Origin of the sequence: Chryseobacterium sp. RU37D (assembly GCF_900156075.1) — a bacterium.
Taxonomy (GTDB): domain Bacteria; phylum Bacteroidota; class Bacteroidia; order Flavobacteriales; family Weeksellaceae; genus Chryseobacterium.
The window spans coordinates 173090-186701 of sequence record NZ_FTMM01000001.1; the positions used below are offsets into that span (position 1 = coordinate 173090).

Genomic DNA, 13612 nt, shown 5'->3' on the forward strand with positions numbered 1-13612 from the left:
ACAAAAAGCCCACAAAGTTTTCTTTGCAGCTCTTATATTTTATGAAATTTTTATAATTAAGCAAAAAGGTTAAAATGCAACAGCGCAAATTTGCTTTTAAAATATCCGCGATTTACCTTTTTGCTTATAATTCAGTTATGATATAATTTTTAAACTTATTTTTATCAAAAACAAACATATTTTGATCCAGATCCTGGTTTTCTTTATAATCTTTAATGGCTATCACCGCGACATCTTTATTGCTTCCGTACTGCTCAAGCTTTACCATTTGTTTTCTTTCAGAATCTACAAAAAGATATACATATTGTATCCCGTTTGATTTGATAGGGGTAAGCTTAATGAAATCAGTATTCACTCCGTTTACGAATTTCTTACCATTATAGATAACATTGTAATCATTTCTGTAAGTAGAAAGATAATTAATAGGGGAGAACATGGTACTGCTGGCGTTAGGTTTAGCTACAGTCACTTCCATATCTTCAGTGTTGACATTGTAGATTTTGTTTCCGTCGAAAATCTGTTCTGTTTCCATAATTTTCAACTTGTATTTGTCTCCGGAAGCATAATAAATTCCAGGTTCTGTTTTAGTAACCTGCCCATTTACTCCTCTTCCGAAGGAAAATTTGAAGTAGGTATTCTTTTTTGATTTGTAATTTGCCGTAATATCATCTAATATTTTTTTGGCTTTTGCGTCAATTTTCTGTGCACTTGCTAGTCCCGCTGCACCTACAACCAATCCGCTCAATATAACTTTAGAAAAAATATTTTTCATTTTATTTAATAATCTTTATTCTTTAGACTTTTTTATTGTTAAAGGTTAAAATTTCAAAGCACTAAACTCCGTTAATAGAAACTTCAATTCTAATGGTTAAAATTCAAAATTTTAACCTCGCAAATCTTCCAAAAACTGTTCCAAAGAATGCAGGTCACTGATCAGGACTTCCCTTGCTTTGGCTCCATTGAAGCCTCCTACAATTCCACTGGCTTCCAATTGATCCATAATTCTTCCGGCCCTGTTATATCCTAATTTTAATTGCCTTTGAAGCATCGATGTAGAACCCTGCTGTGTAGAAACAATGATTCTCGCGGCTTCTTCAAACAAGGTATCCTTTTCATTCGGGTCGAAAGCTCCTACAGTACTCGTAGAATCTTCAGAAACATATTCAGGAAGAAGGAATGCTGATGAATATCCTTTTTGCTCACCAATAAATTCTGCCAGCCTTTCCACTTCGGGGGTGTCTACGAAAGCGCATTGAAGCCTCAAAATTTCATTTCCATTAAAATAAAGCATATCTCCTTTACCAATCAGCTGATCCGCTCCCGGAGAATCCAGAATCGTTCTGGAATCCACACTTGAAATTACTCTGAAAGCCGCTCTTGCAGGGAAGTTAGCTTTGATCATACCCGTAATTACGTTTACAGACGGTCTTTGTGTTGCAACAATCAGGTGAATTCCTACTGCTCTAGCAAGCTGTGCTAATCTGGCAATCGGTAATTCCACTTCTTTTCCGGCTGTCATGATCAAGTCTGCAAACTCATCCACAACCAAAACAATATAGGGTAAGTAACGATGTCCGTTTTCAGGATTTAATTTTCTTTCTGCGAACTTTTTATTGTATTCTTTTAAGTTTTTACAGAAAGCATTTTTCAAGAGATCATACCTTGTATCCATTTCGATACAAAGGGAGTTCAATGTATTGATTACCTTATTCGTATCTGTAATGATAGCTTCTTCGGCATCCGGAAGCTTTGCAAGATAATGTCTTTCAATTTTTGAATATAATGAAAGTTCCACCTTTTTCGGGTCTATCATTACAAATTTCAATTCGCTTGGATGTTTTTTGTAAAGAAGAGAAGTTAAAATTGCGTTAATACCCACAGATTTACCTTGTCCTGTAGCACCTGCCATCAGCAAGTGAGGCATTTTTGATAAATCTGCCATGAAAATTTCATTGGAAATCGTTTTACCGAAAACCACAGGAAGATCCATATCCGTATTCTGGAATTTTTGAGAAGAAATCACCGAACGCATAGATACCATCGTAGGATTTTTTCTAGGAACTTCAATCCCGATTGTCCCTTTCCCAGGCATTGGTGCAATAATCCTTATTCCTAAAGCAGAAAGGTTCAAGGCAATATCATCCTGCAGCTTTTTGATCGCAGCCACGCGGATTCCTGCTTCAGGAACAATTTCGTATAAAGTCACCGTAGGCCCGATTGTCGCTTTAATCTCGGCAATACCTACATTAAAGTTTTTAAGCAGTCCAACTATTTTATTTTTGTTTTCTTCTAATTCTTCTTTATTGATAGAAATTTCTTCGCTTCCGTAATCTTTCAGAAGATCAACGGGAGGCATCTGAAATTGAGCAAGGTCCAGTTTATGATCATATAAACCATGCTTTTCGACCAATTCCTGGGATTTTCTTTCAGAATCATCCAAAATATCTACAATAGGGGCAACTTCCACATTAAACTTAATATTTTCCTGAGCATTAGTATGTACAGATACTGAGGGCTTAATATCAAAAGCCTGTTCCGGGCTTGAAGTAGGAATGGCCGGTTTTGCATTTAAATTTAAATGTACAGATTGTGAAAAATCATTTTTAGGATCTTCTTCGAACGATGTCTGGTTCGGAGTAACAATCGTGTCCAGATTGGTGAAAACCGGAACTTCAGGAAAGCCTTTCGGAATGCTTACATGTTCTGGTTCTGTCATTTTTACAGAAGGTTTTTCTACAAGTTCGGTTACTGTTATTTTTGAAGGAGTTTCCTCTGCTTTTTCAATTTCTTCGATCAGTTCTTCATCAGCTTCAAAATTTTCATCTGAGCTCGGCATCATAGATTTTACTCTTCCGATGGTATTTTCATTAATATCATTCAGCCTTGATTTGATAGAGCTCGGACGAAGGTTAAATTCTAAAATAAAATATAAAACAATACTCGCCACCAGAACCAACCAAAGCCCCACAGAACCAATGATAGCATTGAGAGACTCCATGATCTGATAGCCGTAAACACCGCTCAAAACGCCTTGACCTTTTGTAATGGCTCCAAATAAAATTGGAATCCAGCAAATGAAAAACAAAGAATGACCAACGGTTTTCCATGGTTTAAAAATTTTCTTTTTTAAAATGATAGTCCCGAAAACCAGGAATAAAAAGGCTATGATAAATGAAGCCACCCCAATACTTTCAAAAATAAAAATATTCCCGAGCCAGTCGCCCAGTTTTCCGAAAAGATTAGAAGACTTTATGCTCTTATCCAGCATAGTGCCTGCCTGGCTTTGGTCAGCCTTCCAATTCATTAAGTATGAGGTAAATGAAAGGGTGAGCACTACAGAAAAAAGTATGAAAGTAAGCCCGAAAAATACCCGTGGCTTAGATAAAAATTTGCCTTTCTCAGACGATTCCTGCTGTTTGTTTTGTGTGTTTTTATCCATAATATCAATCTGGCAAATTTAATGTTTTTTCAACATTAAACGAATGCTTTTTTACTTAAAAGAAATGTTAATTTGATTATATCGAATCTTCGATTTCAATAAGCCAAAAACCTCCAAGAATTTAATTAAGGCTTTATATAAAAAAGTTTAAACTTATCATCTGCGTAATCTGCGGGATAAAATAAGATTCAAGTATTTTTTGAACTAGTTCAAATGCCAGGATTTTTCCCATGCCTAATTTTGTCTCATAAAATTTAAACAAAAATGAAAAATTTATTGAAAAGCACATTGGCTTTATGTTTAACCTTAATTTCATTAATAACAATTAACGCACAAAAAAGAAACATGGAAAATACAGCATTATTAATCATCGACGTACAAAATGATTATTTCAAAGGAGGTAATATGACGCTTCCTGGGGCAGAAGAAGCAGGCAAAAAAGCACAACAGGTGTTGGAATATTTTAGAAAAAACAACCTTCCTGTAGTTCATATAAAGCATATCGCTACTAATGAGGGTGCGACTTTCTTTCTTCCGGAAACCAAAGGTGCAGAAATCAATGCTCTTGTAGCTCCTAAGTCCGGAGAAAAAGTAATAGTAAAACATTTCCCTAACAGTTTTAGAGACACAGATTTGTTAGAATATCTTCATTCAAAAGGGATAAAAAACCTTGTTATTACCGGAATGATGACTGACGTTTGTGTAGAATCTACAACGAGAGCCGCATTTGATTTCGGTTTTAGTAACGTAATCATTGGTGATGCTACTGCCACAAGAGAAAGAGACCTAAACGGTAAAGTTGTAAAAGCAGAAGAAGTACAGCGTTCATTTTTAGCTGGTATTTCTGCACTAGGAGGGCTTTACGCTAAGATAGTTAACACAAATGACTTTTTAAAATAACCGATCTTTTTTAAGTTCGTAATAAAGATATCAATATAATTTTGGTATCTTTATTTTTGTTTAAAAACCTATTGATGTACAACTTGCTTTATCAAAATATTTCCCGCCACATCCATCTTTCGGAAGAAGAATTTCAGCTTTTTGCAGAACCTTTTGAACTTAAAAAATCTAAGAAAAAAGAAATTGTTTTGCATGAAGGTGAATATTGCAATTTCGAAGGTTTTGTTTTGAGCGGATGTTTTAAAATTTATTTCTTAAATGAAAACGGGTTTGAGCAGACTTTATATTTTGCCGTTGAAAACTGGTGGATTACAGACTTAGACAGCCTTATCAACAACGTTCCCAGCACATTGAACATTGAAGCAGTGGAAGAAAGTGAAGTTTTAATGATTTCAAAAAAAGAAAAGGAAAATCTATACGAAACCCTGCCACAGACTGAAAAGCTTTTCAGGATTATGAATCAAAAGTCTTCTGTTGCCCTACAAAGGAGAATTTTATCCTTAATGAATAAAACCGCAGACAAAAGATACCTTGAATTTTTAGAAAAATACCCCGGTCTGGAACAACGCCTTACACAGCAGCAAATCGCCTCATACTTGGGAATTTCACATGAATTTTTAAGCAAGATCAGAAAGAAAACAACTTTAGGCAAATAGAAATTTTAACAGTTAATATCAATTTAAAGCTTGTAAAATTTAAATTTTCTTCAATAAAAATATACTTATTAAGAATCTTTCAAAATAACGAATATCACCGTGAAAGTGACAAAAAACAGCTTTTTTTGACGTCTTTGTGGTTTATCATCCTTATTTTTGCATGTCAAGTATATAAATCATGAAGAAGCTCCAGGATATTCTTATCTCGACCAGGACAATGGCTGTATTGTTGCTGGTGTATGCATTTGCAATGGCTTATGCAACTTTCTTAGAAAACGACTACGGAACTCCCACAGCAAAAGCATTAATCTACGAAGCAAAATGGTTTGAACTGATCATGTTTCTGCTGATTCTCAATTTCATAGGAAATATCGGAAGATATAGGCTCTGGAAAAGGGAAAAATGGCCGGTTCTGGTTTTCCACCTTGCATTTATATTGATTTTCATTGGTGGTGCCATTACAAGATACATCAGTTTTGAAGGAACGATGCATATCAGAGAAGGAGAGACCTCAAACGAAATTGTTACCGACAAAAATTTCCTTAAAACTCAAATTGAAGAAAAGGGAGACGTTCTTAATTATCAGGACATTCCTTATTTAATGTCTCCTTTACATAAAGATTTACAGGCAACATATGATTTCCACGGAAAGCAGGTGAAGGTTGTTGCTAAAGAATATGTTCAGAGAAAAAAAGACAGCTTGATTGCCGAGCCAAACGGCACCGAATACCTTCATTTGGTTTCTACAGGAAATACCGGAAGACAGAATATTTTCATCAAACCGGGCGAAACCAAGTCGATCAACGGAACATTGGTTACCTTCAACAGATCCATCGAAGGGGCTGTAGAATTCAAAAATGAAGGCGGAAAATTATTCATTAAAACTCCCGTTGACGCATCATTTATGACAATGGCAACTCAGGCGACGGGAAATACGGTTAAAAATGAATTCCAGCCGTTGGCTTTGAGAAGTTTATACTCAATTAATGAATTGAAATTGGTTGTTCCTGAAGGTCTTAAAAAAGGAAGATTAATGGCAATTGAAGGTGACAGAAAGAAAGATCAGGCTGTTCCTGACATGCTGACTGTTGAAATTCAAGGGCCAAAAACTAAGCAGCTTGTAGACCTTTCGGTTGAAAAAGGAAACCCGAATGCTTACAAACAGGTGACAATGGACGGGCTGAACATCATGATTGGTTTCGGTCCGAAAATTTACAACACACCTTTCTCGCTTAAGTTAGATGATTTCGTAATGGAAACATACCCCGGAAGTTCATCTCCGAGTGCTTATGAAAGCCACATTAAAATCATTGACGAAGGTAAACAGACGCCTTTTAAAATTTATATGAACCACGTTTTGAATCATAAAGGATACCGTTTCTTCCAATCCAGCTTTGATCCGGACAGAATGGGAACTGTTCTTTCCGTAAATCATGATTATTGGGGGACTTTGATCTCTTATATCGGTTATACATTCTTATTCGGAGGGATGTTTTTCATGTTCTTCTGGAAAGGGACTCATTTCTGGAAATTAAATAAAATGCTGAAAGACGTTAATAAAAAAAGAGGGACAGCTGTACTTTTACTGGTTTTAAGTTTAAGCTTAAATGCCCAGAAAATTGAAACGCACGGTACAACAGATGGCAGCAGAGAGCACATCCACGTAGAAGGTGAAACTCATAATCATGCTGCCGAAACAACTCAGACTCAGCAGCCAAAACAGAATTCTCTTGCGGCTCCTTTAGCTAAAATGAAAACTATTTCTGCGGACGAAATTATTGCCAGAAATAAGATTGATAAAGACCATGCGGATAAATTCGGGTATCTCTTGGTGCAGAATTTTGATGGAAGAATTGTTCCGATCAATACCGAAGCTTTAGATGTTTTAAGAAAATTATATAAAAAAGACGAATTCAAAGGAACGGACGGGAAATCTCTGACGGCCAATCAGTGGTTCCTTTCCATCAATACAGATACGCCGAGCTGGACAATGGTTCCGATGATTAAAATCGGGCCAAAAGGTGGTGACGAATTAAAGAATAAAACCAAGGCCAATGATGAAGGTTATACTTCATTAATGAACCTTTTCCCAGCCGACGCCAACGGAAATCTTACCTATATTCTGGAACACGACTATAATACGGCGTTCCGAAAAAAACCTGGAGAACAGACGAATTATGACAAAGAAATCATTGCTGTAAACGAGAGAGTTCAGATCTTCAACGAATTTTTCAGCGGACAGTTTATGAGAATTGTTCCTGTAAAAAATGATGCCAACCATACATGGCATTCGTGGCTTGACCAAAAATTTGAACCGGATATGGAATCCCAACAGATAATGGGGCCTTATTTTGCAGAAGTTTTACAGGCTCAGCAGTCAGGAAACTGGAGCAAGGCTGATGCGGAATTAAAAAAATTATCAGATTATCAGCAAAAATGGGGTAAAGCCGTTGTTCCTGCAAAATCAAAAGTTGATCTTGAGGTTTTCATGAATAAGGTTAATATCAATTTCAAATTATTAATTTTTTATACATTAATAGGAGGATTATTATTGATTTTAGGCTTTGTTGAGTTATTCAGATCAAGTAAAGTTTTAAATAAAATCATTAAAGCCATTATCATTATTGGCATTGTTGGATATATTTTCCATTTCCTAGGACTGGTTGCAAGATGGTATATTTCAGGACATGCCCCTTGGAGTAACGGTTATGAAGCTATTATTTTCATTTCGTGGGTGGGAATTACTGCAGGTTTAATACTATATAGAAATTCTAACGCATTGATTCCTGCTGCAGGATTTATGGTGGCTGTAATCATGATGGGCTTTGCTCATGGAGGTTCAGCGCTTGACCCACAGATTACACCGCTTGTTCCGGTTTTAAAATCTTACTGGCTGATCGTTCATGTGGCAATTATTACTTCGAGTTATGGCTTCTTCGCCTTATCCATGATTATTGCGGTGATTAGTCTGGTATTTTTCATTATTTCAAGCAAAGGAACATATAAATTACATCATGATACCACATTAAAAGAACTTGCGATCGTTTCCGAAATGTCCTTAACAATAGGATTATTTGCACTTACCGTAGGAAACTTCTTAGGAGGGATCTGGGCAAATGAATCGTGGGGAAGATACTGGAGCTGGGATCCAAAAGAAACATGGGCATTTATCTCCATCATGGTCTATGCTTTCGTCCTTCACATGAGACTTGTTCCGGGATTGAGAAGCAGATGGGCATTTCATGTGGCAACGATGTTTGCTTTCTGCTCAATGGTGATGACCTATTTTGGGGTTAATTATTATTTAAGTGGACTTCACTCGTATGCGGCGGGAGATCCGGTTCCGGTTCCGGCTTGGGTGTACATCGGTCTTGCAACGATGCTGACATTATCTTCTGTATCATATTTTAAATTTAAAATGTTAAATAAAAAGTAGATTAAAAAACGTCATAAATAGAATCCCTGAAATTAATTTTTCGGGGATTTTTGTATTTAATAATTAATAACAGCAGTATGATGCAACAGATGCTGAGCGGAGTCGAAGCATTTTAATAAAAACTAAAACCCTTAAAAAACTCAAAACTTATAACTCATAATTCAAAACTTTTCCATATCTTTATGATATCAAAATAATATCAAATTAATAATTCATATCATGGAAAAAATCTTAAGACCAATGTCGGGATACCTTACGTTAGTTATTTGCCTGGGGCTGTTTATAGCTTCTATTTATCTTTTTATTACGGGAGTTGACCAAAATATTGCTTTGGTTGTTGTCGCTTTATTATGCTTCATTCTTTCGTGCTTTTTCTTAAAAGGTTTAATGATCATTCAGCCGAATCACTCAAGAGTTTTAAACTTCTTCGGAAAATATGTGGGAACAGTGAAAGAAAATGGATTATTCTTTATCAATCCTTTATATTCATCCCAAAAAATCAGCTTACGTTCTGAAAATTTACAAGGTCAAACCCTGAAAGTAAATGATAAAATGGGTAACCCCATCGAAATTGCAGTTGTAATTGTCTGGAAAGTAGGAGATACCTACAAAGCGGCGTTTGACGTTGAACGTTACTCAGATTTTGTAAAAATGCAGAGCGAGGCGGCAGTGCGTCATTTGGCGATGAGTTTTCCTTATGATAATTTAGAGGATGACCATGCTCCAATCACTTTAAGAGAGGGCGGGGATAAAATTAACGCGATCTTGGAGCAGGAACTAACAGACAGACTTTCAAAGGCAGGAATTACAATTCAGGAGGCAAGAATTTCACACTTGGCTTATGCTTCAGAAATCGCAGGGGCTATGCTTCAAAGACAGCAGGCAACAGCCATTGTAGCAGCAAGAACAAAAATCGTGGAAGGTGCAGTGGGGATGGTAGATCTAGCCTTAAAAAAGCTTTCAGAAGAAAATATTGTTGAATTGGACGATGAAAGAAAAGCAGCCATGGTAAGCAATTTGATGGTGGTTCTTTGTGGCGAAAAAGCAGCAACCCCAATCCTTAATGCAGGAACTTTGTATAATTAATAATGAAGAATTAAATTATTCTTAAAACTTTGCTGAGTACTAACGCCTTTGCGAAGTAAAAATATACACAATAATTTAAAGAAAACCTTTGCGCTCTTTGCGTTAAACAATTAGAAAAATGAAATCAGATAAAACTCAAAACACTCCCGAAAGCAAAGGTAAAAAATCCTTCGTCATAAGGATTGATGAGTCTACTTACAAGCTTCTGGAAAAATGGGCCAATGATGAATTCCGAAGCGTAAACGGGCAGATTGAGTATTTGCTTCATCAAAATCTGATTAATTCAGGAAGGAAGAAAAAAGAATAAAATTGGGATTAAGTTTTTCTCGCACATTGCACAGATTTTTTTATCCAATTTAAAACGTAAACATCTGCGTAATCTGTTAAATCAACGAGAGAAAAAAACAGCGAATCAACATCAAAAAAAGCAGAGAAAATATCTCTGCTTTTATGTTCCATATTATCAATTAAATTAATCAAATATCGTAGAAAAATAATTAGTAATAACCGTCCAGAAATTCTTTCCCAAAAAATAGATAAGGATAGAGGTAATAATTCCCTTTACTGTAAAAAATATAATCCCACCGATTCCGAACTTCTTCACCAGACTTTTCCATTTGGAGGTTTTCTTTTCATCTCCGGGCTCGTTGATCGTCTTATTATTTTTCATTTCTGAATTTCGAATGATTCTTTACAAAGATAATCATGTTTATAATTAGTCCAAATAAAAAAATATGTTAAAATTAAAATTTTGCAGTTCGTTTAATATTTTTAACTTTAGGGAAAACGAAAAGTAAAATTTTTATGTCTAAAAAAGTAAAGGATTTTGGGATTGAAAAGATTCTCAAAAATCTAGGAATTAAAGATGAAAATAAGGGGACTTCAGTAGGCGGAAAATACTTTGCATCCGGAAAAAGCATAGAAAGCTATTCACCGGTTGACGGTAATTTGATTGCTAAAGTAAAGACTTCCGGCGAATCCGATTACAACAAGGTAATTGAAATTGCTGAAAATGCTTTCAAAGAGTTCAGGCTGATTCCGGCTCCTAAAAGGGGAGAAATTGTAAGGCAATTAGGCCAAAAATTAAGACACTATAAAGATGATTTGGGAAAGCTTGTCTCTTACGAAATGGGAAAGTCTCTACAGGAAGGTCTTGGTGAAGTGCAGGAAATGATCGATATCTGTGACTTTGCTGTTGGGGTTTCAAGACAGCTTCACGGCTACACCATGCACTCAGAAAGACCCGGCCACAGAATGTATGAGCAATATCATCCGCTGGGAATCGTGGGAATCATTACAGCTTTCAACTTTCCTGTAGCAGTTTGGGCCTGGAATACGGCTTTGGCCTGGATCTGCGGAAACGTTACAGTCTGGAAACCTTCAGAAAAAACGCCACTTTGTGCGATTGCTTGTCAAAATATTATGAATGAAGTTTTAAAGGAAAATAATCTTTCTGAGGGAATTTCAAGTGTATTGGTTGCGGATCACGAAATCGGGCAGAAATTAGTAGATGACAAAAGAATTGCGCTGGTTTCTTTCACAGGTTCTACAAGAGTCGGAAGATTGGTTTCTACCAATGTTGCCCAGAGATTCGGGAAATCTATCCTTGAATTGGGAGGAAACAATGCCATCATCATTTCTAAAGATGCGGACATCGATATGTCTATCATCGGAGCGGTTTTCGGGGCAGTTGGAACAGCAGGCCAGAGATGCACTTCAACGAGAAGATTGATCATCCACGAGAGCGTTTATAATGAAGTAAAAAACAGACTGGTAAAGGCTTACGGACAATTGAAAATCGGTAATCCTCTGGATGAGACAAACCATGTAGGGCCGCTTATCGATACGGATGCCGTAAATATGTATCAGGAAGCCATTAAAAAAGGGAAAAAAGAAGGTGCAAAATTCATCGTTGAAGGTGAAGTTTTAAAAGGAAAAGGCTACGAATCCGGATGCTACGTAAAACCTTGTATCGCAGAAGTGAAAAATTCTTATGAAATCGTTCAGCATGAAACTTTTGCTCCCATCTTATATCTTATCAAATACAAAACTTTAGAAGAAGCAATTGCTATTCAAAATGATGTTCCTCAAGGCTTATCTTCAGCTATCATGACCCAGAACCTAAGAGAGGCAGAGTTATTCCTTTCTCATGCAGGTTCAGACTGCGGAATTGCCAACGTTAATATCGGAACTTCAGGAGCGGAGATCGGCGGAGCTTTCGGTGGTGAAAAAGAAACCGGAGGCGGCAGAGAATCCGGATCAGACGTTTGGAAATACTATATGAGACGTCAAACGAATACTATAAATTACACAACCAATCTTCCTTTAGCACAAGGAATTAAGTTTGATCTTTGATCAAAGATCCAGAAATTCTGAAATTGAGAGATTCAGAAATTAGTAGCTTTTTAATAGTAAATAATTTTTTAATCTTTTAAATTTTAATTATTAATCCTCTAAGATTATTATTAATATGGAACAAACAATCGACATACAAACAAATAAAGTTAAAGAAACAGTAGGCAGGCACGTTTTGGCAGACGGTTTTGATTTCGTGATGGATATCGAAAAATCCCACGGCTCATGGCTTTATGATAAATTGACAAACAGAGAATATTTGGATATGTTCTCCATGTTCGCTTCGGCATCTATCGGGTACAATCACCCATATCTGGTTGAAAAATCAGCATGGCTGGGAAAAATGGCCGTTAATAAGCCCACTTTAGCCGATGTTTATTCTGAAGAATATGCACATTTTCTTGAAGTTTTTGAAAGAGTTGTAATTCCTGAAGAGCTACAATACGCTTTCTTTATTGAAGGTGGAACTCTGGGCGTAGAAAATGCACTGAAGGCGTGTTTCGACTGGAAAACTCGCAAAAATTTTGAAAAAGGCCTTAATATTGAAGCAGGGATTTCTATCCATTTTAGACAGGCATTTCACGGAAGAAGCGGCTATACTTTAAGCTTAACAAACACTGCTGATCCTAGAAAGTATCAATATTTTCCAATGTTTAATTGGCCAAGAATTTTAAATCCTAAATTAACTTTTCCAATCACAGAAAAAAATTTGGAAGAGACTATTAAAAATGAGAAATTAGCTTTACTTCATATTGAAGAGGCTATTCTGATGCATCCTGATAAAGTAGCTTGTATTATCATCGAACCTATTCAGGCCGAAGGTGGTGATAACCATTTCAGAGATGAGTTTTTATCCGGCTTAAGGAAAATTTGTGATGAAAACGAAATCTTATTGATCTTTGATGAAGTTCAAACTGGTATCGGAATTACAGGTAAAATGTGGGCGTTCCAACATTTCACTGCAAAACCGGACATTATTTCTTTTGGTAAAAAAACGCAAGTTTGTGGGGTTTTAGCCAATAAAGAAAAATTCGATGAAGTCCCGGATAACGTGTTCAGAGAAAGCTCAAGAATCAATTCTACTTTTGGGGGTAACTTTATAGACATGCTTCGTTTCCAACTGGTAATGGAAGTGATTGAAAAAGAAAACCTTGTAGAAAATGCCAGAGTTGTCGGTGATTACTTACTGGAAGGCTTAAAAAAATTAACAGAAAAATATCCTGAAAAATTATCGAACGCAAGAGGAAGAGGCTTGATGTGTGCCATCGATATGTCGACTCACGAACAAAGAAACCAGCTGAAAGACGAGCTTTGGAATGATGGAATGATCATTCTGGCATGCGGTGACAAATCGCTTCGGTTCAGACCTCATTTGAACGTTACAAAAGAAGAAATACAACTTGCTTTAGACAAAATTGAAAATAACATTAATAAAATTTAAATTCAAAAATTTGTAATTTTCAAAAAAACTTTATATATTTAAATACTCAAACGGGATAGAGTATGGAAAGAAGTACAAGAGTATCAGTTTTTGAAAGTGATAAACCTTCAGAAATACAATTAATCAAATCAAAATTGGAAGACGCACAAATCACCAACAGTGTTGAAAACAATTACATTACATTTACAACAACGCCAACTGCAACATCGTTAAAAGTAATGGTAGATTTGAAAGACGAGAAGAGAGCCTTTGAAATAATTGATGCTTATCTTCAACAATATGAAAATCAATAAAAACAA

At 36.0% G+C, this 13612-nt stretch carries 11 protein-coding genes; 8 read left to right on the top strand and 3 right to left on the bottom strand.

Annotation, left to right across the window (positions count from 1 at the left end; genetic code table 11):
* Positions 1–124: 124 nt before the first annotated feature.
* Both BW926_RS00815 and BW926_RS00820 read right to left on the bottom strand, forming a co-directional pair.
* Entirely contained in the window at positions 125–772 is a 648-nt protein-coding gene (locus BW926_RS00815; RefSeq protein ID WP_076443494.1) for an outer membrane lipoprotein periplasmic chaperone LolA1, read from the bottom strand.
* A gap of 111 nt (positions 773–883) precedes the next feature.
* Entirely contained in the window at positions 884–3439 is a 2556-nt protein-coding gene (locus tag BW926_RS00820) for an FtsK/SpoIIIE family DNA translocase (protein WP_076443495.1), read from the bottom strand.
* Positions 3440–3784: 345 nt separating this feature from the next.
* On the opposite strand from BW926_RS00820, the gene BW926_RS00825 reads away from it, so the two are divergent.
* The 5 genes from BW926_RS00825 (at position 3785) to BW926_RS00845 (ending at position 9824) form a co-directional block, all read left to right on the top strand.
* Complete coding sequence (locus tag BW926_RS00825) at positions 3785–4339, top strand: cysteine hydrolase family protein (protein WP_076443528.1); 555 nt, start codon at positions 3785–3787, stop codon at positions 4337–4339.
* 74 nt (positions 4340–4413) lie between these two features.
* Complete coding sequence (locus tag BW926_RS00830) at positions 4414–4995, top strand: Crp/Fnr family transcriptional regulator (RefSeq protein ID WP_076443496.1); 582 nt, start codon at positions 4414–4416, stop codon at positions 4993–4995.
* 178 nt (positions 4996–5173) lie between these two features.
* Positions 5174–8431, top strand: coding sequence for a cytochrome c biogenesis protein (gene ccsA, locus BW926_RS00835; protein WP_076443497.1), 3258 nt, complete (start codon positions 5174–5176; stop codon positions 8429–8431).
* Between the two features lie 219 nt (positions 8432–8650).
* Complete coding sequence (locus BW926_RS00840) at positions 8651–9517, top strand: SPFH domain-containing protein (protein WP_076443498.1); 867 nt, start codon at positions 8651–8653, stop codon at positions 9515–9517.
* Between the two features lie 118 nt (positions 9518–9635).
* The gene (locus BW926_RS00845) at positions 9636–9824 is read left to right on the top strand and encodes a type II toxin-antitoxin system antitoxin (RefSeq protein WP_076443499.1); all 189 of its coding nucleotides are present in this window, start codon (positions 9636–9638) and stop codon (positions 9822–9824) included.
* Positions 9825–9989: 165 nt separating this feature from the next.
* On the opposite strand, the gene BW926_RS00850 is transcribed toward BW926_RS00845, so the two are convergent.
* Positions 9990–10187, bottom strand: a complete 198-nt coding sequence (locus BW926_RS00850) for a hypothetical protein (protein ID WP_076443500.1) — start codon at positions 10185–10187, stop codon at positions 9990–9992.
* 134 nt (positions 10188–10321) lie between these two features.
* Here BW926_RS00850 and BW926_RS00855 point away from each other — a divergent pair, with 134 nt between their 5' ends.
* From BW926_RS00855 to BW926_RS00865, 3 genes are all read left to right on the top strand, one after another.
* Positions 10322–11872 carry an L-piperidine-6-carboxylate dehydrogenase gene (locus tag BW926_RS00855; RefSeq protein WP_076443501.1) on the top strand — a complete coding sequence of 517 codons (1551 nt, stop codon included), beginning with the start codon at positions 10322–10324 and terminating at the stop codon, positions 11870–11872.
* A gap of 115 nt (positions 11873–11987) precedes the next feature.
* Entirely contained in the window at positions 11988–13313 is a 1326-nt protein-coding gene (gene lat / locus BW926_RS00860) for an L-lysine 6-transaminase (protein WP_076443502.1), read from the top strand.
* A gap of 62 nt (positions 13314–13375) precedes the next feature.
* Positions 13376–13606 (top strand): DUF2007 domain-containing protein, encoded by a 231-nt coding sequence (locus BW926_RS00865; RefSeq protein ID WP_076443503.1) that lies wholly within the window; start codon positions 13376–13378, stop codon positions 13604–13606.
* Positions 13607–13612: the final 6 nt, after the last annotated feature.